Below are 25714 nucleotides of genomic sequence, written 5' to 3'. Positions count from 1 at the left end.
GACCAAGGTCATATTGACGGAATTTGGCCCTCACAGGCAAGATTCCGCGATGTTTTGGCCCGGTCTCGTGCTGGTCTTAATCTTGTTACCTATATCAGGCAGACTGGCACTGTATGGGAGGATGCAAATGACTGCTCAGGATCTTTATACAGAGGCGGAACGGCTGGAAGAAAGGCTACATGGTGCATGCTTGGAGACCCGACTGGCTCTTCAGCCCCGTGTCAGTCAGGTTCTGGATAAAATGCGCGCGCAGCGTGTTCAGATACCTTCGCGCTTGCGGCGGCTGGATGCAGCGCTGTGCGAAGATGCGTTAGAGGCGCGGTTCGACAATATGCCCGTGTGATCTGTTCGGTTAACTAAAAGAAATTCCGAGGATAACCATCATTAGCCCCAGAACCGACAGGAAAAGGGATGCAAGATTCCAGGGTAATACGCCCTGAACTGCAGCGCGGAGTTCCTCATCGGTCAGGTTAGCTTTGCGCGCTTTCATCACCCGCAAGATGCACCAGACCAGACCGATCAGCCCGGCCATGGACAGGGCGGCACCGCCCCAGACGATAATGTCGAACATAGTTGTTTACGCTCACCCGTTGAACCCGTCGTCGCGCTTAGCGGATCGATGCCATTCAGACAAGCCCGTCGTATGGATTGTCTGCTTGCGATCGGGTCGGTGCCGATGTATCCGGCTGCTTATTTTCAGCCCTTGGGAGAGACGCAGATGGAAGACATCACTGAAGATCAGGCCGCAGCAAATTACCGAGTGACCGCAGGCGAGCTGCGCCAGTTCATCGAGCGTTTCGAGCGTCTTGAAGCCGAAAAGAAAGATATTGCCGACCAGCAGAAAGAAGTCATGGCCGAGGCCAAAGCCCGTGGCTACGATACCAAAGTCATGCGCAAGGTCGTCGCCTTGCGCAAGCGCGACAAGGATGATATCGCCGAAGAAGAAGCGGTTCTTGAAATGTACAAAGAAGCGCTTGGTATGACCTAAAACCGAGCCAATGAACCAGCTCCGCAGCCTAAGGTTTCTTGAATACTGCTTGGTGTCGGGATTACGAACGCACAAAGCGGAACATAGCACCGACGTCTGGGGCTTATGGCACGAACCAGTCTTCAGGGAACAAAGATCAGCAGGATTGAGAAGTGAATTGAGCGGGTTTGCCTATCAAACACCTTCTTGGCCCAAAGGGTGCGGTATGTGAACGACACAGTAGAATGAGTGAGCGCGCCGGTTTCGACGCGCTCACCTGGCGGTTACGGCACTCTCCTTTCTTGAAGCGGGGAGAAGCTTGCCTCAGGAGACGTTCAGCAACACGCGTTTTTGCTAGATCGCAACTTTCGTCAGGTTGGCAGCTCGCCATCGACACCTTGCACAAACCAGTTCATCTCATGAACTTGCTTGTCGGTCAGCGCTTCGCCTTCTTCGATCACCGTTTCACCATTTGCGTTGGTGATGGGGCCAGTAAACGGGTTCAATGTTCCATCCTTCAGCGCTTGCTCGACATTGGTTGCGGCAGTTTTCACGTCATCTGGCAACGCGTCGTTATATGGCGCCAACATGACCAGTCCCCCACTGATACCATCCCAAGTGTGATCGGTTTCCCACGTGCCGTCCAAGACATCCTGAACCCGTTGAATGTAGTAAGGTCCCCAATTGTTCACGATACCTGTAAGGTGCGCCTTTTGAGCGAATTGTGACATGTCCGCATCCTGTCCGAAGCAGAAAACACCTGCCTCTTCGGCTCTCTGGCACGGGGCCGGGCTGTTTGTGTGTTGAGTGATAAAGTCTGCGCCCTGGTCGAGCAAAACCTGCGCGGCATCTGCTTCCAATGCTGGGTTGTACCACGTGTTGACCCAGACCACCTTCACCCCGACATCCGAGTTTACCTTTTGTGCGGCCAGCGTAAAGGCGTTGATCCCCATGATGACTTCGGGGATCGGGAAAGAAGCGATATAGCCCGCTGTGTTTGTTTCGGTCATCATCCCGGCGATTGTTCCAAAGACAACCCGACCTTCGTGGAAACGCGCATTGTACACGCTGACATTGGGTGCGGTCTTGAAGCCGGTGTTGTTTTCAAAATGGACGTCCGGAAACTTTGAGGCAACTTGCAGCGTCGGCTCCATAAAGCCAAATGAAGCGGTAAAAATCAGCTCGTGGCCGGTTAAGGCAAGCTGGGTGATGACGCGGGTGGCATCAGGACCTTCGGGTACGCTTTCAACAAATGTAGTTTCGATCTGGTCGCCAAAATGTGCAATGACATCCTGCCGTCCGACCTCATGGCGATAGGACCAGCCGTTGTCGCCAATCGGACTTGGGTAAACAAATCCAACTTTCAGTTTTTCCTCAGCAAAACCTGGTCCTGAACCCAGCATTATTGAAGCGGCAATGCAAAGCCCGCTTGCTGCTAGGGTTTTCAATTTGAGCCAGTTTTCCATTGAATTTCCTCCCTTTTCATCCACTGGATGCAACGAACAAAGGTGGTCGTGACACCGTTCTCGCGAATTGTTGCAAGCATCGGGTGACAACACGCATTGCTACGTTGCACGAAGCCTGGCACTGTTTCGGCTTCTTGTTTGGACTTGGTGAGGAAAATTATTGATCAGTTGCTGATGCAATCAAGCGCATACATTCGCTTGATGCGTACGCAAAATTAGAACGCCATAACGGGCTGCTCCGCCTTCAATAGCATATCAACTACCTTCGGGCCGCGTATCGCCAAAGCACGCGACTTGTGACCCGCTGCAGCAAGTCGCCTCTAACAGAGCAAAACATGTCACGCAGCCGTGGTTTTCGCACCGGCTTCAATTTTCTCCAAGGTCTGTACCAATATTTGCGCGAGGGCTTGCGTGGTCTCAGACATCTGCGCGAGGTTGCGACCACTGAGGGTCAGAAGTTCGTATATGTTCTGGCCTTCGATCTGGCAGAACAGCAAGTCGCCTCTGGTCACTTCATCGCGCACATCCGCCCAGGTCAAAAAACTGACACCTGCACCTTGAATGACAAGCTGTTTTATCGCGCTTACGGAGTTGGATTTAGCTATCGCCTGCGAATTCAGGCCCATACGCTGGATCATGGATTTCACCGTTGCGTTCAATGACAAGGAACGATCCGGAAGCACCAATTGCTGTCCTTGTAGTTCGTCTTTTCCAACCACACCCTTTGATCGAAGCTCTGGTGTAGGTTTCATGACAGCTCCGATATCCAGCCTTGATTCATAGTGACAACGGAAACCAAGATCTCCGGGCATGTTAAATGCAACAACTAGATCAAGTTCGCCTGCAAGCATTTGCTGAACCAGTTGAGATGTCCCGGCCACGACGACATCAACGGCCACGGACCCGTGTTTTTGTCTCACCTCGTCGTACACCGTCGCCAGAAAGCCTTCGGCAAAGCACTCCATAATTCCCAAACGTACGTGGCCGACACGCCCTTTCAGGACTTCGATTTCACTTCGCAGGGTCTGATCCTGGATTTGGAATTCCCGTATGTAGTCAACGACGAGCTTTCCAGCTTCGGTCAAATTCATTCCTTTGGCATGGCGAAGGAATAGTGGGGTGCCCAGTTCCCGCTCGAGGTTCAGCACATGCCGGTTTATCGCGGAAGGGGCCAGGTTCACTCTTTCCGATGCCTTCCGGATCGAGCCTGAACTAGCAACAATTTCAAGAACGTGGGCGGCCTGAGTAAGCAGCGGCATGGTAGCGTCCTAATTTTTCGATCATCTTGTGCAGTTTATTATCATAGATTGGAACACCGCATCCTCCTAGCCTTAACTAAATTCTAAAAAGGGTAGAGAGATGACACGTGATGTCCTGCTGTGCGCAACGCACGTACTGACAATGGATGCGCAAAATACCGTCTTGAACGATGCAGCGGTGCTCGTGAATGGACATGAAATCGCCGCTGTTGGGTCGCAAGATCAGCTGGTCCGCGAAAACCCGCAAGCCGAAATTCAGGAGTTTCGCAACTGCTTGTTAATGCCCGGCCTCGTCAATGCGCATTGCCATTCGGGCATTTTGCGCGGAACTGCCGAGGGATTGCCTGTCTGGGATTGGCTCCGCATGTATATCGACCCGATGCACCGGGTGCTCAATGCGCGTGAGGCAGAAGCTGCCTCATGGCTTTGTTATGCGGAATCAGCCCTTTCCGGGTCGACGACAATCGTGGACATGTGGCGGTACATGCATGGCAGTGCGAAAGCCGCCGCTAAAATCGGCACACGTGCTGTGCTTGTGCCGTATGTTGGTGAGCATCCGGACTACAACTATTTTGAGACTCTCGCATCCAACGAAAAGCTTCTGGATGACTGGCATCGAAGGGCGGAGGGTCGCATCAATGTCTGGGTGGGCCTGGAACACTTGTTCTATGCGTCACCCGAAAAGCACCGGGACTTCATTGATCTTGCGCTGAAGTACGATACCGGCTTCCACACGCATAGTAATGAAGCCGAGATAGAATTACGGGAAATGGATCGCCGTTACGGCAAGCGCTCAGTTCACGTTCTCAAGGATCTGGGCTTCTTTGAGCCTCGAAATACACTGCTGGCCCATTGTGTCTGGTTGGACGATTCCGAGATCGAGGTCATTGCCGAAAATGGCGTTGGCGTTGCCCACAACCCGGTCAGTAATATGAAGCTGGCAAGTGGCATTGCACCGGTTGAAAAGCTGCTCAGGGCGGGTGTTGCAGTCGGAATCGGCACAGATGGTGAAAAAGAGAACAACAACCTCGATATGTTCGACGACATGAAGTGCACATCTCTTCTTGGAAAGCTGAACAATCTGGACGCCAGTGCTTTGGACGCGTGGGAGGTCCTGCGAATGGGCACAATCGACGGCGCAAGAAGCGTCGGTCTTGAGGATGAGATCGGCTCGTTGGAGGTCGGCAAGAAAGCTGACATCATTGCGGTACGAACCGATACGCCGCGGATGACGCCTTTGATTGGCGAGGGTGAATTCTTTAACCTCCATTACAATCTTGTGCATTCAGCGCGGGGCTCGGACGTAGTCATGACAATGGTAGACGGAAATCCGATTGTTAGCGATGGACGGCTTGTGACCGCTGAAATGTCTGATCTGATCCTTGAGGTTCATACTGTGCTTCCTGGGCTGTTTGAGCGCCGCGCGGCTTTTCTGGCCGATAATGTGGATGGGGCGGTCAGCCCCGTGTGAACAGTGGCACCAATCTTGGTGCAGAACGTTAAACAATGGAAAATCGCGCTAGACAAACTTGCAATTGGAATTGGAAAATAAATGCTGAATGATCTAAAATATCTGCGCGAAACCATCAGGATAGCCAAAGAGAGCCGGGAATCCGGCAATCATCCATTTGGAGCCATCCTAGTCGGTCCCCAAGGTGATATTCTGCTCCGCGCTGGAAATACCTATTCGTATGAAAAAGGGATTGGACATGCAGAGTTGAACGTTGCCCGAGCGGCAAGCAGAAAGTATCAACCGGATTATTTGGAAAGATGTACGCTTTATACTTCGGTGGAACCTTGTTGTATGTGCGCTGGTGCATGTTACTGGGCTGGGATCGGTGTAGTCGTCTACGGGATGACAGAGAAGCGATTGGCTGTACTCACCGGCGACAATGAAGAGAACCTGACGCTGGATCTGCCTTGCGAAACCGTATTTGCGGCCGGGCAACGAAAAGTAGAAACCCGCGGGCCATTTGCCGAAATCGAAGATGAAGTTACCGAGGGTCATACGGGTTTCTGGTAGTTGGATTCAGCTCGGAGAACAATTTGCCAAATGAGCCTCATATTCCCAAATTGAAGCGTCGAATTTGATGCACATCCCAGAAACTTCAAAGCCTTTTTATGAATGTCCGGTTTGGGCCGCGACTCGTCGCCTATGCGAGTTGCAGTGAACGATGGTCGTAAGCACATCATTTCCAATACTGCGATCTATATCTGGGTCTACGGCGCGCACTAAGCTTCCAAACTCGCAAAAGCGTTCCAATTCAATGGCTCACAGTTGCCGGAGATTGCCGTGTAGGTCAGAACTAATATTGATCAGCGGCGCTGAGACAAACTAATCTGTTCGTTCCTTGGTTAGTCGCCCAAGGGCTGTGGGCCAGTTCTTCCGTGGTAAGCCGTCAAGGACGCACGAATTCGACGAAGATTCTCCTTTGTTTCATCGGTCATCTCCTGCGCCACGGTCATGGCCAATGCATCAACAATAGCGAGGTGGGCATATCGCGAGGCCGTAGGTTTGTAGATGTCGCTGTCTTCAGGCAATTCCGTGAGCAGGGCAATTTTGGATATGTCTGATAGTCGGGTGTTGGGCTTGGTGATGCTGATTGTGGTCGCGCCGTAACCATTAGCGACTTCCGCCGCACTAACGATGGCGTCGGCTTCACCGCTCGCCGAAACAAGGAAGAGAACGTCTTCGGGCCCAAGCGCGGCCGCGCGCATTTGTAGGACATAGCTATCATTGACGAAGAACGATGGAATCCCGAGCCTGAAAAAGCGATTGGATGCTTCCTGAGCGACAAGAGAGGATCCTCCTCCTATTCCCGCAAAAAGGATCTGCCGTCGGTCCAGGCAGGCATCCCTTGCTTCTTCAAGTCTCTCCGTATCGATTTGACCGCGCATGACATCCAGGGTCGCGAACAAGGCCCCCAGGACTTGGTCAATCGCTGAATTCGCGTCAGAGCTTTCTTCACCGGCATTTCTGTATAAGTACTGAGCGCTGACGGCGACGTTCTGGGCCAGGCGAAGCTTGAAGTCCCGAAAGCCTTCACAGCCGAGGCTACGGCAGAACCGCACCACCGTTGGCTTGCTGACTGAACAACGTTCCGCGAGATCCCCGATAGTCATCGAGCTGATTTCGTTGAGGTGGTCCTTTACATAATCAGCGACTTTCTGCTCTTGAACTGCCAGTTTGGTCTGCGAGTTATGTAGTGCCGGGATTAGATCTACAGCGCCAATACGGCCCTTATGCGGGGGCGCGTTTTCATCTGAGGCAGGGCGCGGTTGGTTCGGCATGTGCGTGATTTCTCCTGGTCACTCATGAAACTTAGTTACATGCATCGCTGTGAGTGAGCAAGATATTCACCGATATCCGCGAAATTTCCCTAATTTTGGCAGCCATAAAGAAACTAAGTTACATTTTTTCGTTGAAAAATCGACCCTGATCGCGCAAGGTGTAACCAAGTTACAGATTCGGGTCCTGGGGAGGAGTGCGAATGTCAGGCTGGTTTGCAACCGCAAGCGCAAAAATAAATTCAGTCGTTGAGGGTATCGTCGCCGCGTTGATGTTGTCCCTGGTGCTGGATGTCTGGCTTGGCGTCGTCGACCGGTACTATTTTCATTGGCAACTCCCGTGGCCAGAGGTGCTGGCACGCTACCTGATGATCTGGGCCGCATTGCTTGCTGTTTCTTCCGGAATCGCGCGCAGAGACCACATCGGATTGACTGCGTTCATCATGATACTTCCCGTCGGTTTGCGCCGAACTCTGTTGGTTGCGATGGACGTTTTGGCGCTGGCTTTGTTCTTGTACGTCGCTTTTTTTGGGATCAGCTTCGCCGAAAGCGGGGCTCCCCGCCAGGCGATGATCTTTGGCGCCAGCCTTGCTCCGTTCTACGCAGCCATTCCCGTCGCGGCGGCACTGTCATCTGTACAGCTGGTGCTAGTCCTGTTTCGGGATTTGGGGTCGCATATTGACAAACCACCCTTTGCCACTGAGGCGGAGGAAACGCTGTGATCGTCGCAATCGTTTTTGTCGCCCTTATCCTGTTCGGGATGCCGATTGGGTTTGCCATTGGCCTTGCCGGCGTCGTGGGTCTGATTGACATGGGCGGAACGCAGTTCTTGGCGATTGGTCCCAGCAAGATATTCAACGGCCTCAATATCTTTCCCTTTCTTGCCATGCCGTTCTTCATTCTGGCCGGTGAGATCATGAATGACATCGGGATCACCAGTCGTCTTGTGAAACTGGCTCAGGTTCTGGTTGGGCGGTTCCGTGGTGGGCTGGCCCATACCAATATGCTGGCTTCGGTTTTCTTCGCTGGACTAACCGGCTCTGCGACTGCGGACGCGGCGGCCTTTGGTCGGACACTTGTGCCTGCAATGGTAAAAGAAGGCTACAAACGTGATTATGCCTGCGCGGTCACGGCAGCGGGATCCATCATCGGCCCGACCATTCCGCCCTCGGGGCTAATGGTTGTCTACGGGTCGCTAATGGGTGTCTCCATTGCAGGCCTGTTCGCCGCAGGCGTTCTGCCAGGCCTAGTGATTTGTATCGTCTGCATGGCGGTCATAGCCATCGGCGGTAAGCGAGAAAACCTTCCAAAAGCACTGCGCGGCGCGACTCCTCGGGAGGTCTGGGATACCTTTGTTTCCTCACTGACCGCGTTGGCGATGCCTGTAATTATCCTGGGTGGCATTCTGGGTGGGATCGTCACCCCGACAGAGGCTGCGTCGATTGCTGTGGCCTACGCGATGTTCATCGGGATTTTTGTCTATCGTTCGCTGACGTTCAAAGGCTTCTATGCGATGCTTGTCCGTACGGCGCGTATCACTGGCGTTATCTTTGTGATTATCGCCTTCGCTGGCATTCTCGGCTGGTGGATGAGCTTTGAGCGCATTCCTCAACTGATTGCGGAAACCGTTCTTGGCCTTTCAGATAACCGGTATGCCGTTATCGCGATCATCATCGGATTGCTGCTGATTGTTGGTATGGTTATGGATATCACCGCCATCCTGATCATCCTTGCGCCGGTGTTGGTTCCGCTCACACAGCAGGTTGGCCTGGAACCTATTCACGCCGGGATCATCTTTGTTCTGGCCCTAAACATATCGTTGATGACCCCGCCGGTGGGCGCTTGTCTGTTTGTTCTGTCGTCCGTCACCGGCGAAAAGCTGGAGCGGATTTCCATCAAGCTGTTCCCGTTTCTGATTGCCGAAATCGCTATCTTATTTGCCTTTGCATTTTGGGAGGACGCAGCCCTTTGGCTGCCCCGGATGTTGGGCTTTGCTCAGTAAATTCCCTACGAAATCCAAACCAACAGGAGAAGAAAAATGAAGACTATTCTGACAGGTGCGGCGCTTACCGCAACCATGCTTGCAACCAGTGCGCTGGCCGAAGGTGGCGTCATCAAATTCGGGCACGACAACAAAACAGATCCATTTGAGAATCCGGCGCACGCCTGTACGGCCGTGTTCTCCAACCTAGTGAATTCCGGCACCAATGGCAGCGTCACGGTCGAAGTGTTTGGATCAAACCAACTGGGCTCCGCCGCCGAGCATGTGCAGCAGGTGCGGGACGGCATCATTCAGGCAACCCTGACATCGACTGGCGCCTTGGCAAGCTACTACCCGCGGATTGATATGCTGAATCTACCATTCGCATTTAATGGCAACGCTTCGACCTACGAAGTCTTTGACGGCGAGTTCGGCGAAGCCCTGGCCGCAGATATCGAAGCAGAACTGGGTGATGTTGTGGTGCTGGGCTTCCCTGATACCGGCGGGTTCTTTGCGGTCACCAACTCTCAGAGACCTATTGCAGACCTGAAGGACTTTGATGGCATTCGCATCCGCACGATGACTTTGCCTTCACATCAAAAGATCGTGCAAGCCTTGGGCGCCGAAGCCTATCCCCTGTCCTGGGGCGAGGTGTATTCCGGCCTTCAAACCGGCGTGATTGACGGCCAGATGAATCCGGTCCCGATCATCTCCTTCGCCAATTTTGCTGAAGTTCAGCAGTATCTGACGCTGACTAACCACCTGTTTTCGCCGTACACTTTCATGATCAACCGCGCCTTCTTTGAGGGCCTGTCCGAGGCCCAGCAGGCCACGATCCGTACGGCTGCAGAAAACTGCGTAACTGCAAGCCGCGGTCTGTCACGGATCATCGAATCCTCAGATAGAGGTCTTGCGGGCCTAATGGATCAGATTGAAGTAACGGCCCTGACTGACGAGCAACGCAGTTCCATGGCGGCTGCAACGCAGCCTGCTTTTGAAGCGCATGTTCAGGAAAACCTGGATGAGAAAGCGGCCGAGCTTTTGGCAAGTTTCAAGGCTGCGGTAGAGAACGCGAACAACGCGTCTTACCTCGATTGATCCTCCCTGACTGCCGGAACCAACCGGCAGCACCTCTTGTCGGAGATCAGTTTCTGGTCTCCGACCCAAACAACGAATTGGATTAGACATGCGGGTTTTCTGTGCGTCCATTGCGACCGAAACAAATACGTTTTCCCCCCTGCGCACGGATTTTTCCGATTTCGAGCAGAGCTTTTACGCACCACCCGGCGAACATCCCATTACCCCCACGTTGTGCAGCGCTGTGTTTCCGGCACTGAGAAAACGGGCGCAGGCGAACGAGCTGGAGTTGATCGAGGGCACCGCCACATGGGCGGAACCGGGCGGGTTGCTAAACCGCGAAACATGGGGACGCCTGAAGCAAGAAGTGCTGGATCAGGTCATGGCTGCGCTTCCTCTGGACGGTGTTGTTCTAGGTCTGCATGGGGCGATGATTGCCGAAGGGTGTGTGGATTGCGAAGGTGATTTGATCGAAGCCGTTCGTGCTATTGTCGGCCCTAAAACGGTTATCGGAGCCAGTTTCGACCCGCACAGTCATCTCAGCCAGAAACGTGTATCGAATGCGGACGTAATCACTGTGTTCAAAGAATTTCCGCATACTGATTTTGTTGAAGCAGGAGAAGCCTGTGTCGATATGACACTGCGCACGATCAAAGGAGACATTCGGCCCGTTATCTCAGTTTTTGACGTTCGTATGTTGGATGTCCTGCCAACCAGCCAAGAACCCATGCGCGGATTTGTCGATCAGTTGAACCAGATGGAGGCAAAGGGGGAAGTTCTCTCAGCTTCTGTCATTCACGGGTTTATGGCCGGCGATTCCCCAGATATCGGCGCCAAAATCGTCGTTTTGACAGATGATGATCAGGCCAAAGCCGACAATATAGCCCGGAATTTGGGAACGGAGCTGTTTTCGTTCCGAGGACAGACAAAGCCAGACTACCTGTCTCCGGTTGAAGCATTGAAAAAGGCTCAGAAAGCCACGCATGGACCTGTAGTCGTAGCGGATGTTTGGGATAACCCGGGCGGAGGCGTAGCAGGGGATTCAACCCTGATCCTTGAAGAGGCCATTGCTCAAAACCTTAAATCTGTCGCTTTCGGCACGATATGGGATCCCATGGCTGTTCGCCTATGCCATGCGGCCGGAGAAGGCGCAGTATTCGATCTACGCTTCGGCGGCAAAACGTCGGCTCTCGCAGGTAACCCAATTGACGCCACGGTCACAGTTGTCCGCAATCAACGCAATGCAGTTCAAAGCTTTGGTGCATCCATCGTTCCCATGGGAGATTGCTCGGTCATTCGTTTGGGTGGGATAGAGGTCGTTTTGAACTCAAACCGAAGTCAGGCGTTTTCGCCAGACCTGTTCACTAACCTCGGCATCGATGTCACTGAGAAAAAGATACTGGTCGTCAAATCTACAAACCATTTCCATGGTGCGTTCTCCGACGTCGCTACCGAAATTATCTATGCAGCCGTCGAAGGCCCCTATCCGAATGATCCCACCAAAACACGCTACAATAATCTGACACGCCCAATTTGGCCTATCGTCAAAAACCCTCACGAGGAAATTGTAGAATGATTTTTCCTGATATCGACACACCGGCTGTCCTGGTCGACCTGGATATCGCCGAAGCGAACATCGACCTCTTCCAGGGGCATTGTGCGAAACACGGACTCGCCGTCCGCCCGCACATCAAAACCCATAAACTACCTATGCTGGCCAAACGGCAGATAGAGGCCGGTGCCATTGGCATAACCTGCCAGAAAGTGAGTGAGGCCGAGGCAATGATTGCTGAGGGTGGTATCGACGATGTGCTGATAACCTTTAATATCCTCGGTGACGCCAAGTTGGCGCGGTTGCGTGCCCTGTCAGAGAAGGTGAGATTGTCTGTTGTCGCGGACAACACCGAAACCGTTGACGGTTTGTCGAAATCTTTTGCAGATGCTGCGACACCACTGGGTGTACTAGTAGAGTGCGATACGGGCGCGGCACGTTGTGGCGTAACCACCCCTGAACAGGCGCGAGATCTGGCACGTTATATCGATAGCCAACCAGGTGTTACATTCCTCGGTTTAATGACCTATCCGCCGGTGGGCCAAGAGGTTGCTGTTCAAGAATGGCTCACCAGAGCCAAACGAGAAATCGAAGAGATCGGGTTGCCGGTGCCCGTCGTGTCCCATGGCGGCTCACCAGGAATGTGGCAGGCGCAGGATGTTCCAGTTGCAACTGAATATCGGATTGGCACCTACATCTATAACGACCGCTCCCTTCAGGCACAGGGCGTCTGCACGTGGGAGGACTGTGCGCTGAGCGTCCTCGCAACGGTGATCTCAGTCCCTGCAGACAATCGGGCTGTGATTGATGCGGGATCTAAAGTGTTGACCTCAGATCTGTTGGGACTGGAAGGCCACGGATACGTGATAGGTCGCCCGGACATTCTGGTTCAGGGTCTGTCAGAGGAACATGGCGTTCTGAAAGCCGACAAGATCAATCTAAAAGTTGGCGAGCATATCCGGATTATTCCAAACCATGCCTGTGTTGTGACCAACATGGTTGATCAGATTGAGACCATTCGCGGGGATCATTCGCTGGGGCCTGTTCCAGTCGTGGCGCGAGGCAAAGTTCAGTAACGGCAAAACCGTAGCCCAAAGACGCAGCCTGCGTCGGGCATCAATAAGGTGAAACATGGCTGACCTCATATGTTTAGGGGAACCCCTGTTCGAATTAAACGCGTGCCAGGATGGCCTGTTCAAAGGGGGATTCGGCGGAGATGTTTCCAACGTCGCTGTCGCTGCTGCCAGACAGGGGATTGACGTCGCCTTGATTGCGCGCGTCGGAGACGACCAATTTGGCGAGAAGCTTCGGGGTTTGTGGTCCCGAGAAGGTGTGAACCACGAGCACGTGTTATCTGCCTCAGGTGAGGACACGGGGCTCTATTTTGTCTTTCACGATGGAGACGGGCACCATTTCGTTTACCGTCGAAAGGGCTCCGCCGCCAGTCGGATGTTACCGGAACAAATTCCAGGCGATGCAATCTCCAATGCTAGGATGTTCTATACTTCCGGGATCAGTCTTGGGGTAAGTCCGGAGCTGCAATCAACAACTCAGGAAGCAATCCACACAGCGCGGCAGTTTGGCGTATCAATTGCTTTCGATCCCAATTTGCGGACAGCTCTTTGGCCGTTAGACAAGGCACGGCAGGTTACTCACGATGCAATGCGGCGCTGCAATATCGTGCTGCCAGGGCTCGATGACGCCCGTCAATTGACGAGCCTTCACAGCCCCGAGGACATAATTGACTTCTACCACAATCTGGGTGCTGAAGTTGTGGCGCTGTCGCTTGGTGCGGACGGTGTATCCATATCCGACGGGCAAGGCATTCTCACAATTCCCGGAGTAATAGTCCCGGCGGTCGACGCTACCGGCGCGGGAGACTGTTTTAACGGAATTTTCCTGTCCGCTTACCTGAAAAACAAGGATGCCTTGAAGTCTGCTGAAATCGCGAACCGCGGCGCGGCCCTTTCTACTATGGGCTTTGGTGCCGTGGACCCCATTCCTTACGGAAAAGACCTAACAGAAGGAAATCACTTCAATGACTGAGAAAAAGATCGTGCGCTTGGGCGATGACAAGACCGGTGCAGGTGGTCAACCGCTACCTTTTGCTCCAGCTGTAAGAGCCGGCGACTTTGTGTTCATATCCGGGCAGGTGGCAATGAAAGAAAATGGGGAAATAGAAGCGGGAGGCATCGAGTCACAAACCCGAAAAACGATGGAAAATCTGATCGCAGCTTTGGCGCTGGCTGATTGCACTCTGGATGATGTAGCGAAAGTGGGCGTCTGGCTGGACGATCCTCGTGATTTTTGGACGTTCAACCGGGTCTACGCGAGCTACTTCCCAAATGGCGGCCCGGCGCGCTCAACCGTCCGTTCGCAAATCATGGTGGACGCCAAGGTCGAGATTGATGCGGTCGCATACAAACCGCTGGGCTAGCTCCAAGATACTCTTTCCAATTGAATTGAGCTGGCACTTTTTGCCAGCCTATTTTCTTGAAATATTATAGAGCACCATTTTTGGAAGGACGTTTCGTAACGCACCGGGAGTAATACGGGCATTCATTGTTGATAAGGCTAAGACCGGATGGTCGCACTTCTGGGGTTTGCAGAGTCCATTTGTGAAAGTTCGCTTTGGGCTGCGAGCGGACGAGCTTGCCCGATATTAAAGACAGATTCATTTCGTAAATATGCTACGATACCAAAGTGATGCGCAACGTCGTCGTCCTGCGCAAGCGCGACAAGAACGATATCACTGAAGAAGAAGCCATGCTGGAAATGTACAAAGAAGCGCTGGAGATGTAACTTCAGCCGCTCACGGGCTCAGAAAACGGAGATCTGGCATGGTCCGAAGCCGTGCCAGATCCTGCTCATAAAGCTCGGTAAACGCCGCGATAATGTCTTCGCTCCAGCCGGGCAGTTCCACCTCTTCCTCGATCGCCTCTGTCAGCGCATGCTGCTGAAAGATCTGTGCTAACCTTCCTCTGAGAATGGGGTCGTTGGGTGGGCGTTGTTGTTCCCTCAACCCCTTCAGCTCCTGCTTACCCAGATCCGAGATGAGCGAGGACAGCAACGCGTATTCCTGATCAAGCTGCGTGTCCGCGGGTAGTCCGACAAGTGCGCGTGCAATGTCACCAAGGATCAGAGGAGAATCCTCGTTACTCCACAAGGTGATCTTGACGTCTGGAGCAAGATCGCGAATGTCCTCAATCATCGCAAGCCAACTCAGGCAACTCAGATCGGTCGTCGCAACTATATGTTCGCGCTCGGGGGCCGATAGCAACATCAATACCTTCGGAATAAAGCTGCCGGGATTGCGCAGCCCCACAAACAGATCGACTGACGAATCGCTGAACAGGTGGTCCATATAGGACATCCTTTGACCCGCATTCGCATAGAACTGCCCATCCATGATGATCGATGCCCGTTCACCTAGATACAGCGCACTTGACAGGATCGCTCGATCAACCTGTTGCCCCTGAGGCATTAATTTCTGAAACCTTGCCCGCGTATCTTGGTGCGAAGGGCGGTCAGCCGCAGGCTTCAGTGCTGGCCGAAAGATCTTTCTGAACGGACGCATCCCCCAAAATGCCGCATGGCTCTCAGCGACAAGCTGGACGTTCGCCTGAAGCAGATTGAGCAACGGGTCGTGGTCGGTAAAGTGTGCTCCGGCTTGGATGACCATCTGCATATTGGAATTGTCCTTGCCTCGGGCGAAATTATCGCTTGGGTTACAACCTGTCCCCGGCGCAGTCAAATTTGGATAAGGCCTGATTATTAGGTTATCCTAAGGCAAACCATCACAAAGTTAAGGCGACGCGAAAATTCGGGCTTGCAGTCCCTGTTCCGAGCGATTAATCGACACCCAGTGCCCCTATAGCTCAGCTGGTAGAGCAACTGATTTGTAATCAGTAGGTCCGCGGTTCGAGTCCGTGTGGGGGCACCACTAATTTCAGTAAAATCAATGAGATAATCGTGGCAACCGCACGTCTCGAAATCCGCCTCCTTGTGAGCAGACATATAGCAGACATTGTGTGATTCAGGCTCGGGACAGTCCTCATAATATCTGTCTTACATGTCGAATACGTTCTAAACGCCTTGAAGACGGCAGTCGCATTTTGGTTTTGTGTTTAATTTCAATGTTTTGATACGCTTTGATGCGGAAATATGTAAATTGCAAAGGAATCAAATTTGGCTCGGGAAGCGAGCGCAAAACGAGATAAATCAAGTCCTATAAGAACCTCAGAATTATCGGATTTTGTATTATGTTTGCGGCCTCAAGTCCTAAAATCAGGATAGTGCCCTGTAGTTCCGATAGCTTTGGGGTGTCCAGTTTAGTGTACCAGCTTGTTGCCATATGAAGCCGTTCAATTGTTTGCGGGTCACCGATTTCCGCAAACTACCAATTCGTCAAACAACGGACAGCCGTTCATGCAAGTTGTGCGATGGGAACATCCTCCACATCTGTCTGAGCTAAAGTAGTTTCGAAAAGATGCCATGTTTTCAGACATGGTCCAAATGTCTAACAGTGAGTTATCCTCATCGAGTTGGTCGCCTTTGGCCAAACCACTCTGAAAAGAACATGGATGAACTTGGAGATCCTCGGATACGTAAAGGGAGAACCGACCAGCATCACAAGCGTCAACAAGACTTGTGTTGGCGTTTGTGCGTCCAAAAAGGCCACTCACGCAACATGCGTCGAACCCTACTTTCAAGTTCCGCTCCGTTGACGTTGCCAAGCCAAAAAATTCATCAAGACGGTGGCTGTGTCGTAACAGCTTTTCTTCAAATATTTTTCGGCCGGAAGGTTTGTAGTTGAGGAAAATGATGGCATTTATGGCCTTCAGAAATTCCGGTGGGTCGCGCAACCAGTCAATCGCAGTGTCGATGCTAGTTGCATCCAAAATGAAGTGAACATTAGTTTTAATACAGTGTTCCGCGAGAGTTTGAATTGTTTGACTGGTCTCATCGTATGGCGGATATGCTGAAACGGCGACGGCTCCACAAGTTTGTCTTGTAGCCCGGAGCACTTCGTCAGTTAGCCCTCGACCATTAGTCGTATAGTTGGGAACAATCCCTTTCATCGCTGTGTACTCCAGAATTTCAACGAAATCTGGATGCTGATTGGGGTTTCCGCACCAGAATATCCTGATAACGTTAAATTAATTTGTATATACAGTGAAACGCTGCCGCACATGCTCGACTCGTGTCAGTCTGATGTCAGTCGCGCCGCTGCAACTCAGTCCGTAAGATTCGGTCGGCCAGTTTGAACCCAGCAGCCGCGTAAACGTCTGCCTTGTGTTCCAAGGCTTCCCCTAAATCGGTGCGCTGGTCGTGCCAAGCCTTACTGTTATGCACTAGGGCAACCTGCCTAAATTCGCGTTCGGTCTAATTTCCTGGTAAAAACTCGCGGCACATGGACAGATTGCGGTTTATCTCATCGCGGCAAAAGTTAGCTAGCCGTTCGCGTTGGGTTGTCGCCTTGGTCTGAGCGTCGCGCCGCGCTTCGTTGGTCATAAATGCAAAGCAACCATCGAAGGCAAACGCGGCATCGTTGTCATAAACGCGAATAAACTCGATGGCATCGATCATATCGCGATACTCGGTCGATATGATGTCAGCCTTAACCCGGTGGATTTCTGCAACGCGATCCTCCCCCACGTGCCGCGTCAAAAGGTACGTGCTCTGTTCATCGCCGTACCCAACACTGTGGGCAAATTGACATCGGTGGCTTTCGCGGTTCTGGTTGACCGCCCCGATCACTTCCACATGCTCGATCGGGTCATATTGGACTTGTTTATTCCATTGGTAGTAGACCGGTGGATCAACATACAGTTTCAGTTGCTGTTGGGCTAAAGCGGCACCAGCAGTTGCCATTGCTATCAAAGCAGCGATGATTGCTCAATTCATTCTCATAGTTCCTTTGGGGCTCATCGCAAGAGGTTGGCGCGATGTGTCAGGGTTGATGTGGATTTATCCTGATCGCGCACAAATATCATTGGTAGAGCTGATCACATTCAACGCAAGCCAGCCAATTAGAATCCGCGAAGTCACGCTAGCGCGAGGGCCCGGTCTGGTCTTTTTCTGCCGTTTCATCCGAGGGCTTCAGCGACAATGGCGGGTCTTCCGGCTCTTCTGAGATCGGGGCAGGGGCGGCCGGAGGTTCTGTCAGTCCATCGTCAGGTCCGGGAACCGGGCGCGCGGTCGGGGTGGCGCCTTCTTCAACCGGGTTTTTCGAATCCGGCTCATCCGGAGCAAGCACCCTGCGAAATACCAGCACATTTCGCCAGTTGGTGGTTGAACCCGTCAAACCTGTGCGTTCCTCGCTGGGCAGCAATTCTGCGCGCTGATATTCCCAACCCTCTTGGCCCAGTTGGTTCAACAACTGCTCAATTGAGGTGGCGAACCGGCCCTCGGGCGTTTTCACGCCCTTCGCCTTGGTTCCCTTTTGCGGAGCGGGGACAACTTTATATTCGTAGCGCTGCATCAATTGGTCCTAGTTGCGTTATCCGGGCAAATTAACATTTTGACAGGCGGGTGAAAGCCAAGATCACGCATTGGCGAATTTCGGCCCCCACTGTGGCTTTAGCTCCGCGCGGCTTTGCCAACAAGCGACAGACAGGTTTCGGTTGCGATCGCCATGTCCTGCACCGAGATCCACTCCAGTGGACCATGAATACACTGCATGCCCGTAAATATGTTGGGCGTGGGTGTGCCGAATTCGGTTAGGCGGGAGCCATCGGTGCCACCCCGGATCGGAACCGATATTGGCTCGATCCCCTGTTCGCGGCAGGCTTCGCGCGCCAGATCGACAGGGGTCATGTCCTTTTCCAGCCAATAGCGCATGTTGCGGTATTGATGGGAGATGTCGCAGGTGATGGTCGCGCGCGGTTCGGTGGCCTGAACGGCAGCACAGACCTGACGGACAATTTCGCGCTGGGCTTCCAACGCTTCCATTTCGAAATCGCGTAGGATCAGCTTGATCTCCATCTCGGACGAACCGCCATTCATATCGGTGACATGGATGAACCCCTGACGCCCGTCGGTGACCTCGGGCGTCATCGTCGCCTGAGGCAGTGTCTGCACGATCTTTGCCGCCAGATGCGCCGCGTTTACCATTTTGTCCTTGGCCAAGCCGGGGTGGATCGACACGCCGGTGATCTTGATCACGGCTCGGTCCGCCGAGAAGCTTTCGTATTCGATCTCACCCAGTTCCTGCCCGTCCAGCGTATAGGCAAAATCCGCGCCGAGATCCTTGGGTAGCTGTTCGGTAACGCCGCGCCCGATTTCTTCATCCGGGGTAAAGGCGATGCGAATCGGACCGTGGGGGATGTCATTGTTCTCCAGCAAGTGCCTCGCCATCGTCATCAGGATCGAAACGCCTGCCTTATCATCAGCCCCCAACAGGGTGGTACCCGAGGCGGTGATCAGATCATGCCCGATCTTCTCTGCCAGATAAGGATGTTCTTCGGGTGACAGCACCAGATCGGGATCATCGGGGAAGGTAATCTCGCCACCATTATACCCTTTGATCACCCGCGGCTTGACCCCGGTTGCGTTGAACTGGGGCGCGGTGTCCACATGCGCGAGAAAACCGATCGTCGGTCCGTCGGCCGTGCCGGGGATGGTTGCCACGACAACGCTGTCACCGGTCATCTCGACATCCTGCGCACCGATCTCGGTCAGCTCTTGCCGCAGCAGGTTTAGTATGTCGAACTGGATTTCGGTGCTGGGGGTCGAGGGCGAGGTCTCATCGCTCTGACTGTCGATGGCTGCGTAGCGTACCAGCCGGGTTTCCAGTTCCTGATCAAACCGATTTTTCATGTCTGCTTCCTCTCCGCGTTGCGGGAAGAAGAATGCCCATTCGGTCGGGGAGTCAAGCTGAAGGCCTGCCCGTTTTGAGCAGCCTGAAATTAACTTTTCGTTATGTACAAGTTGAACAAACCCCTGTGCGGGGTTTGTTCAACTTGGAAGATTTACGAACCCAGCTTCTTGCTGACCAATTCGTTAACGGCCTTCGGATTGGCCTTGCCGCCGGTGGCCTTCATCACCTGACCGACGAACCAGCCCGCCAGTTTAGGGTTCACCTTGGCCTTCTCAACTTGCGCCGGATTGGCGGCGATGATCTCGTCCAAAGCAGCCTCGATGGCGCCGGTATCGGTCACCTGTTTCATGCCGCGCTCTTCGACGATCTGCGCTGGATCGCCGCCTTCGGTATAGACAATCTCGAACAGATCCTTGGCGATCTTGCCCGAGATTGCATTCGACGAAATCAGATCAATGATTCCCGCCAACTGAGCGGGTGACACCGGAGACTCGGTGATGTCATGGTCTTCTTTCTTCAACCGGCCAAACAGCTCGTTGATCACCCAGTTTGCAGCCAGCTTGCCGCTGCGCCCCTTGGCGACCTCTTCGAAATAGGTCGCTGACTCCACCTCAGCGGTCAAGACCGAAGCGTCGTAGTCGGTCAGGCCGAACTCGCTGATAAAACGAGATTTTTTATCGTCAGGCAGCTCCGGTAGCTTGGCAGCAATGTCGTCGACCCACGCTTGTTCGATCTCCAGCGGCAGCAGATCGGGGTCAGGGAAGTAGCGATAGTCATGCGCCTCTTCTTTAGACCGCATCGAGCGTGTCTCACCCTTATCCGGATCATACAGACGCGTTTCCTGATCAACCGTGCCGCCGCCTTCGACGATTGCGATCTGACGACGTGCTTCGACCTCAATCGCTTGCTGGATAAAGCGCATCGAGTTCATGTTCTTGATCTCGCAGCGTGTGCCTAGATGCGAAAAGTCCTGTGTTTCCTGATACTTCTCATACGCACCCGGCAAACAGATCGAGACGTTCACGTCCGCCCGCAAGTTGCCGTTCTGCATGTTACCGTCGCAGGTGCCGAGATAACGCATGATCTGACGTAACTTGGCGATGTAGGCGGCAGCCTCTTCCGGTCCGCGAATATCGGGACGCGAAACGATCTCCATCAGGCAGACACCAGTTCGGTTCAGGTCGACAAAGGACATATGCGGATCCATGTCGTGGATCGATTTGCCCGCGTCCTGCTCCATGTGGATGCGTTCGATCCGTACCATACGCGCAGTGCCGTCACCCATCTCGACCAGAACTTCCCCTTCACCCACAATAGGCTGATAAAGCTGGGAAATTTGGTACCCTTGCGGCAGGTCAGGATAGAAATAGTTCTTACGGTCAAAGGCCGATTTCAGGTTGATATCCGCTTTCAATCCCAGCCCGGTGCGCACGGCCTGTTCAACGCAATACTCGTTGATCACCGGCAGCATCCCCGGCATCGCGGCGTCCACAAACGCCACGTTCGAATTCGGCTCGGCCCCGAATTGGGTCGACGCGCCCGAGAACAGCTTGGCATTGGATGAGACCTGAGCGTGCACCTCCATCCCGATCACCAGTTCCCAATCGTGCTTGGCCCCGGCAATGGTTTTGGGTTTGGGCATTTCGTATGTCAGGTCGAGCATGGCGCGCCTCATTTCCGCAGAAGTCTAAGCCTGCGTATTAGGCCCGGCGCGCCAAAGGGGCAAGGGGCAATGGCGGTTTAGTTCCCCGAGAACTGCAGCCCTGACGGAGTGAACGTCACACTTTGCCCGCTGCGCAGTTCTTCGCGTAACAGGTTGGCGATGGCCTTTAACGCATCGCGGCGACCGCGTGCAGCAAATCGCTCGGATGAGTTGACGCGAAGGCTATTGTTGAACCCGTTTGCTGCATGGGCCCAAATCAGAGGGTGCAGTTCGGTCAGGTGGTCGCGGATCAGCCAATTGGCAGCCTCACAAATCTGTTCGCGGGCGATATCCGCCTGAGGGTTTTGCCCCATTCGGTTCTGCTGGGTGATCGCGCAATAGGCCGCGAGTAAGTTGATAGTTTGCTGATCCGGGCGACGCGCTACGATATCCCGCAGTCCCTCAAGGAAATACTCCACATCCACCCGTGCGCAGGCCTCGTCATCCAATGCGATGGCGTCGAACTGTACCCAGGTGTATCCGCCTGCGCCCCATGTTTTCTGGGTCCGCGCCGCGTTGCGCAATGCTTGAACTTCAAGCTCTTCATAGCTCCCGAACCAGCGCGGCAGCAGGTGGCTGCCCATCGCGCGCATATGGCGATGGTTCTGAATGTCTAGAGTGATCAAGTGTTCATACTTATCTGCCACACGGGTGCGCGGATCGACGTGACCTGCCAGCAAAGCGCAATCGGCTGCGGCAATCGCAGGGCTGTCTGGCATTGCAGAACGGCAAAGTGGCAGCAATGCTGCCGCACGGTCGAAATGCGCCGCACAGCGAGATTGATGCAATGAAGGCAGCGCCTCTGGATGCGCATCGCCGCGCCATGCCCAGGCAAGATCAATATGGGCCAATGCAACGACCAGCGTGATCATCGGATCGTTGGGATGGTTTTGGATCTCGCCTTCCAGCTCGAAAATTCCACCCAGCAGATCGTAGTCTGACATCGCCTTGCCATCTGACAGGGCGTGCTCGACAGCCAGCACGACATCTGAACGGGCGCCAAAGGCCAAGAGGTCTGCTATGGGCTGTCCGCAGGGCGTGGATTTGCGTGCCTGATCCGCAGCGCGCATCTCTTGCGAAAGTTCGGCCCACATATCCTGCCGCGCCAGATAGCGACCGCGTTCAATCACCTGATGTCCGTTTGCATCCTGTTCGTCCGTTTCGACGATAGGGACATTCAATTGGCCCGATGCGACAAGCCAGGCGGTGGCATCAGCGACTGACGCAGGCAGGGGCGTTGAAGGGGAGGAACCGAAAAAACGGGCGGCAAAAGCCTTGATAGACCAAAACATGGCAGAACTCGAACTGGAACAAATTAGTAACGCGTTCAGTTTGCCAAAAATTGTGTTCAATTCAAAGAGACACTACCTCAAGCCGGTATTTCAGGCACCAATCGTGTTCAGATTCGATGAATCGTTTCAAAATACTCTAAAATGATGACGTTCAACGGCGATTCCCGCCTGTTGCAGAACCTCTTCAAGCTGTTTGTGCGGAGGAAGTGATTCATCTGGCAGACGCAGTCGTTTTTCGGATTTCAGTATCGCAGAGACCCGCACCGAAAAGTCCCATCGCGTGTCGAACCGAAAGCGTTTCACTGTAGATAGATCCAGCGTGCCCCGACGCTGACCTGTATGCCAGCGTAAGGTGCCATCTGACAGTTCCATCCCCGCGCTGGTATCTTGGAGTACATCCCAAAGCGCGGGCAGGGTGGTCAGGGCCAGCAGGCCTATCAGCCACCAGACCGCATCGAACAGGACGATCAGCCCGGTCAGAACCGCATAGATGCCGATTAGAATCAAAACCATGCGCGGATTTCGGTTCTGTCGTGTGAATGTGAAAGCGGTCATGCGCCCAGGATGCGCGAGACCATTTCGGTTGAGTCCCGAGACAGGCCTGGAGTTTCGGCGATGCGGTTCAGTTGTTTTCGGATCAGGGCCTGACGGTCCGCGTCATAGCGTTTCCAGGTCTGGAACGCGCTGCACATCCGGGCGGTGGTTTGCGGGTTCACCGGGTCGAGTCGGATCAACCAGTCTGCCAGCAATGCATAACCTGCGCCATCGGTCTGATGGAACCCCGCATGGTTTCCGACCAGAGATCCCATCAACGCTCGAAAGCGGTTGGGGTTTTTCCAATTGAAATCCGGGTGCTCAGTCAGTTTGCGCGCGGTTTCGACCGTAGTTTCTGGACCGGCCATCGAAACCTGCAGGGCGAACCATTTGTCCATCACCAACCGATCATGTCGCCATTGATCATAGAATGCGGCCAATTCAGCCTCACCTTTACCCGCGCGTAACAGACAGGACAAAGAGGTGAGTTGCTGGGTCATGTTGTTGGCGCGCGAATACTCCTTGGCCGCCTTGATACCTCCATCTAGCCGCGAAGTCAGAGCCAGCGCTGCGCTGCCCAAGGCGCGCTTTCCAGATTGTTCGGCGTCCGGTTGGTAGGGCGCATCCACCAGCGTTTCACTGTGAAGCCGGGGCAGCAGGTCTTGTACATGTTGCGCCGTGGCTTGACGCAAGGTTTCAACTGCCCTCCAGATCGCCATCGGATTGGGGGTGATCCCCTTTTCATGCAGCGCCGCAGCCAGTTCTGATTGCGTTGGCAGAGCCAACATGAGCGCCCGGTAAGCTGGGTCCAGCGTTTCATCGCGAAGGACTGACAACAAACCATCGAGGTAGTCGGCCTCTGGTGTTGCTTCCTCGGTGATCATGCGCAGAAGGGTGTCTTCGGCCAGCGACCTTCCCGCTTGCCAGCGGTTGAACGGGTCGGTGTCATGAGCAAGTAGGAATGCGCGTTCTGCATTCGTTGAATCGTGTTCCAGGATCACCGGAGCCGAGAAACCCCGCAAGATCGAAGGCACAGGTTTCGCGGCGAGACCGGTGAACTTAAAGGTTTGTTCAGCTTCGGTCAGTTCCAACACTTCGGTTGCGTGAACTTCGTGGCCATTTGGGCCAAGCAGACCCACTGCGACAGGAATGACCTGAGGCTGCTTGTTCTCCTGTCCCGGCGTCGGTTCGGTGCGTTGGCTTAGAGTCAGGGTGTAGGTGCCGTCGACCCAATCCTCAGCGACCGAGACCCTTGGCGTTCCCGATTGACTGTACCAGCGCTTGAACTGGCTTAGATCGCGACCAGTGGAGTCTTCGAACACTTGTAGCCAGTCCTCAATTGTGCAGGCCTGTCCGTCATGGCGGTCGAAATAGAGGTCCAGCGCCTCTGAGTAGGCCTCGTCACCCACCAGACATTTCAGCATACCGATTACCTCAGCGCCTTTCTCATATACGGTTGAGGTGTAGAAGTTGTTGATTTCCTGAAAACTCTCGGGCCGCACCGGGTGCGACAAAGGCCCGTTGTCCTCGGGGAACTGTCGCGCGCGCAGGTCGATGGCGTCGTGAATACGTTTTACCGGGGCTGAGCGCATGTCCGAGGTGAACTGCGCGTCGCGGAACACCGTGAGCCCCTCTTTCAGACACAGCTGGAACCAGTCACGGCAGGTGATGCGGTTGCCGGTCCAGTTGTGGAAATACTCATGCGCGATAATCGCCTCGATCCGTTCGAAATTCACATCGGTCGAAGTTTCTGGGCTTGCCAGAACGGCGGAGGAGTTGAAGATGTTCAGCCCTTTATTCTCCATCGCGCCCATGTTGAAATCGTCGACCGCGACGATGTTGAACACGTCCAAATCGTATTCGCGGCCATAGACATCCTCGTCCCATTTCATGGATTTCTTCAACGCTTCCATGCCAAAGGCGCATTTGCCTTCATCTCCGGGACGAACCCAGAGGTTCAATTCAACGTCGCGACCGGATTTGGTGGTGAACTGGCCAGGGTGGGCAATCAGCTCCCCGGCGACGAGCGCGAACAGATAGGCGGGTTTGGGCCACGGATCGACCCATTCCGCCCAGCCTTCTCCTTTGTCCGAGGGGTTGCCGTTGGACAGCAGCACCGGCAGGTCTCCGTTGATGCGCACCGTAAAGGTGGACATCACATCCGGGCGGTCAGGGTAATAGGTGATCTTGCGAAAGCCTTCGGCCTCGCATTGGGTGCAGTACATGCCGTTCGACATGTAGAGACCTTCAAGCGCGGTGTTGTGAGCGGGATCAATCTCGACCACGGTCTCCCAGATGAAAGGCGCGTCAGGCACTGTAGCGGTGAGGCCTTCTGCGGTGATCTCGGGCGTAATCACTTCGCCATCAATCGCAGCTCGGATCAGGTTCAATTCTTCCCCGTGCAGAAAGAATGTGCGGTCCGTGGCTTCGGGATTCGGACGGAATCTTATCCGAGAGGTCACGCGCGTGGCATTTGGGGCCAGATCAAAAGTCAGATGCACACTGTCCACCAGGTAACCAAACGGGGTGTAGTCTTTCAGATAGATCGTGGTGGGGGCGGCGTCGCGCATCGGGGGCCTCATCATCTGGGAATCTGGCGTGACGTTAGGGGCTTCGCGCTGGCGCTGCAACCAATGGGCAATTGTCCAGATAGATTTGAAACAGTTTCGTGTTTGGCCGAAAAAACTGAACCTATGGGCACAAGTTGCCTATCGGAAACAAACCACCTAATTGATGGTCGCATACAATGGCACACAATCGTAGGGGATTCGGAA

Annotated in this window: 24 protein-coding genes, 1 tRNA gene and 1 pseudogene; 13 read left to right on the top strand and 13 right to left on the bottom strand. The window is 53.9% G+C overall.

Annotated elements, in window-relative coordinates; translation table 11 throughout:
• Positions 1–127: 127 nt before the first annotated feature.
• Positions 128–343: a hypothetical protein gene (locus ACRZ91_RS09700; protein WP_010443250.1), complete on the top strand. Its 216-nt coding sequence runs from the start codon at positions 128–130 to the stop codon at positions 341–343.
• A 9-nt stretch (positions 344–352) separates the two neighbouring features.
• Here the strand turns inward: ACRZ91_RS09700 and ACRZ91_RS09695 are convergent, their stop codons facing one another.
• The gene (locus ACRZ91_RS09695; RefSeq protein ID WP_010443249.1) at positions 353–571 is read right to left on the bottom strand and encodes a hypothetical protein; all 219 of its coding nucleotides are present in this window, start codon (positions 569–571) and stop codon (positions 353–355) included.
• A gap of 147 nt (positions 572–718) precedes the next feature.
• Here ACRZ91_RS09695 and ACRZ91_RS09690 point away from each other — a divergent pair, with 147 nt between their 5' ends.
• Entirely contained in the window at positions 719–988 is a 270-nt protein-coding gene (locus ACRZ91_RS09690; protein ID WP_010443248.1) for a DUF2312 domain-containing protein, read from the top strand.
• A gap of 350 nt (positions 989–1338) precedes the next feature.
• On the opposite strand, the gene ACRZ91_RS09685 is transcribed toward ACRZ91_RS09690, so the two are convergent.
• A complete protein-coding gene (locus tag ACRZ91_RS09685) occupies positions 1339–2433 on the bottom strand; it encodes a BMP family ABC transporter substrate-binding protein (protein WP_480904690.1) in 1095 nt (364 codons plus the stop codon).
• Between the two features lie 338 nt (positions 2434–2771).
• Complete coding sequence (locus tag ACRZ91_RS09680; protein WP_480904687.1) at positions 2772–3692, bottom strand: LysR family transcriptional regulator; 921 nt, start codon at positions 3690–3692, stop codon at positions 2772–2774.
• Between the two features lie 100 nt (positions 3693–3792).
• On the opposite strand from ACRZ91_RS09680, the gene ACRZ91_RS09675 reads away from it, so the two are divergent.
• Positions 3793–5163, top strand: coding sequence for an amidohydrolase family protein (locus tag ACRZ91_RS09675; protein ID WP_480904685.1), 1371 nt, complete (start codon positions 3793–3795; stop codon positions 5161–5163).
• A gap of 81 nt (positions 5164–5244) precedes the next feature.
• Positions 5245–5715, top strand: coding sequence for a nucleoside deaminase (locus ACRZ91_RS09670; protein ID WP_170543278.1), 471 nt, complete (start codon positions 5245–5247; stop codon positions 5713–5715).
• A gap of 332 nt (positions 5716–6047) precedes the next feature.
• Here the strand turns inward: ACRZ91_RS09670 and ACRZ91_RS09665 are convergent, their stop codons facing one another.
• Positions 6048–6983 carry a MurR/RpiR family transcriptional regulator gene (locus ACRZ91_RS09665; protein ID WP_480904682.1) on the bottom strand — a complete coding sequence of 312 codons (936 nt, stop codon included), beginning with the start codon at positions 6981–6983 and terminating at the stop codon, positions 6048–6050.
• A 200-nt stretch (positions 6984–7183) separates the two neighbouring features.
• Here ACRZ91_RS09665 and ACRZ91_RS09660 point away from each other — a divergent pair, with 200 nt between their 5' ends.
• The 8 genes and pseudogenes from ACRZ91_RS09660 to ACRZ91_RS09625 all read left to right on the top strand — a co-directional run.
• Positions 7184–7702 carry a TRAP transporter small permease gene (locus ACRZ91_RS09660; RefSeq protein ID WP_480904679.1) on the top strand — a complete coding sequence of 173 codons (519 nt, stop codon included), beginning with the start codon at positions 7184–7186 and terminating at the stop codon, positions 7700–7702.
• Positions 7699–8982: a TRAP transporter large permease gene (locus tag ACRZ91_RS09655; protein WP_480716008.1), complete on the top strand. Its 1284-nt coding sequence runs from the start codon at positions 7699–7701 to the stop codon at positions 8980–8982. The genes ACRZ91_RS09660 and ACRZ91_RS09655 overlap by 4 nt, the downstream gene beginning before the upstream one ends.
• A 36-nt stretch (positions 8983–9018) precedes the next feature.
• Positions 9019–10059, top strand: a complete 1041-nt coding sequence (locus ACRZ91_RS09650) for a TRAP transporter substrate-binding protein (protein WP_480904676.1) — start codon at positions 9019–9021, stop codon at positions 10057–10059.
• A gap of 88 nt (positions 10060–10147) precedes the next feature.
• On the top strand, positions 10148–11614 hold the full coding sequence (locus tag ACRZ91_RS09645; RefSeq protein ID WP_480904673.1) for a M81 family metallopeptidase: 1467 nt from the start codon (positions 10148–10150) through the stop codon (positions 11612–11614).
• Positions 11611–12666: a D-TA family PLP-dependent enzyme gene (locus ACRZ91_RS09640; protein ID WP_480904670.1), complete on the top strand. Its 1056-nt coding sequence runs from the start codon at positions 11611–11613 to the stop codon at positions 12664–12666. Before ACRZ91_RS09645 ends, ACRZ91_RS09640 begins: the two co-directional genes overlap by 4 nt.
• Before the next feature lie 55 nt (positions 12667–12721).
• Complete coding sequence (locus tag ACRZ91_RS09635; RefSeq protein ID WP_480904667.1) at positions 12722–13636, top strand: sugar kinase; 915 nt, start codon at positions 12722–12724, stop codon at positions 13634–13636.
• Entirely contained in the window at positions 13629–14027 is a 399-nt protein-coding gene (locus tag ACRZ91_RS09630) for a RidA family protein (RefSeq protein WP_319546576.1), read from the top strand. Before ACRZ91_RS09635 ends, ACRZ91_RS09630 begins: the two co-directional genes overlap by 8 nt.
• Positions 14028–14281: 254 nt before the next feature.
• Positions 14282–14392: pseudogene (locus ACRZ91_RS09625) on the top strand (GapR family DNA-binding domain-containing protein); the annotation flags it as partial.
• Between the two features lie 10 nt (positions 14393–14402).
• Here the strand turns inward: ACRZ91_RS09625 and ACRZ91_RS09620 are convergent.
• A complete protein-coding gene (locus ACRZ91_RS09620; RefSeq protein ID WP_480904664.1) occupies positions 14403–15278 on the bottom strand; it encodes a hypothetical protein in 876 nt (291 codons plus the stop codon).
• 179 nt (positions 15279–15457) lie between these two features.
• Between ACRZ91_RS09620 and ACRZ91_RS09615 the strand changes: the two genes are divergently transcribed.
• Positions 15458–15533, top strand: a tRNA-Thr gene (locus ACRZ91_RS09615).
• Positions 15534–15969: 436 nt separating this feature from the next.
• Here ACRZ91_RS09615 and ACRZ91_RS09610 read toward each other — a convergent pair.
• The 8 genes from ACRZ91_RS09610 to pepN form a co-directional block, all read right to left on the bottom strand.
• Positions 15970–16671, bottom strand: a complete 702-nt coding sequence (locus tag ACRZ91_RS09610) for an SPASM domain-containing protein (RefSeq protein WP_480904661.1) — start codon at positions 16669–16671, stop codon at positions 15970–15972.
• A 304-nt stretch (positions 16672–16975) separates the two neighbouring features.
• Entirely contained in the window at positions 16976–17464 is a 489-nt protein-coding gene (locus tag ACRZ91_RS09605) for a hypothetical protein (RefSeq protein ID WP_480904659.1), read from the bottom strand.
• Between the two features lie 178 nt (positions 17465–17642).
• Entirely contained in the window at positions 17643–18074 is a 432-nt protein-coding gene (locus ACRZ91_RS09600) for a DUF4177 domain-containing protein (RefSeq protein WP_480609049.1), read from the bottom strand.
• A 98-nt stretch (positions 18075–18172) separates the two neighbouring features.
• Positions 18173–19411 carry a peptidase T gene (gene pepT / locus ACRZ91_RS09595; protein ID WP_480904655.1) on the bottom strand — a complete coding sequence of 413 codons (1239 nt, stop codon included), beginning with the start codon at positions 19409–19411 and terminating at the stop codon, positions 18173–18175.
• Between the two features lie 152 nt (positions 19412–19563).
• The gene (gatB, locus tag ACRZ91_RS09590; RefSeq protein ID WP_480904652.1) at positions 19564–21075 is read right to left on the bottom strand and encodes an Asp-tRNA(Asn)/Glu-tRNA(Gln) amidotransferase subunit GatB; all 1512 of its coding nucleotides are present in this window, start codon (positions 21073–21075) and stop codon (positions 19564–19566) included.
• 77 nt (positions 21076–21152) lie between these two features.
• Positions 21153–22406, bottom strand: coding sequence for a hypothetical protein (locus tag ACRZ91_RS09585; protein ID WP_480904649.1), 1254 nt, complete (start codon positions 22404–22406; stop codon positions 21153–21155).
• A gap of 126 nt (positions 22407–22532) precedes the next feature.
• A complete protein-coding gene (locus ACRZ91_RS09580) occupies positions 22533–22919 on the bottom strand; it encodes a hypothetical protein (RefSeq protein WP_260022846.1) in 387 nt (128 codons plus the stop codon).
• A 38-nt stretch (positions 22920–22957) separates the two neighbouring features.
• Positions 22958–25510, bottom strand: coding sequence for an aminopeptidase N (gene pepN, locus ACRZ91_RS09575; protein WP_480904647.1), 2553 nt, complete (start codon positions 25508–25510; stop codon positions 22958–22960).
• Positions 25511–25714 lie beyond the last annotated feature (204 nt).

Source organism: Ruegeria sp. O11, from assembly GCF_056535285.1.
Note: the sequence above shows the minus strand (reverse complement) of the source record. Positions and strands in the feature narration are given on the sequence as shown.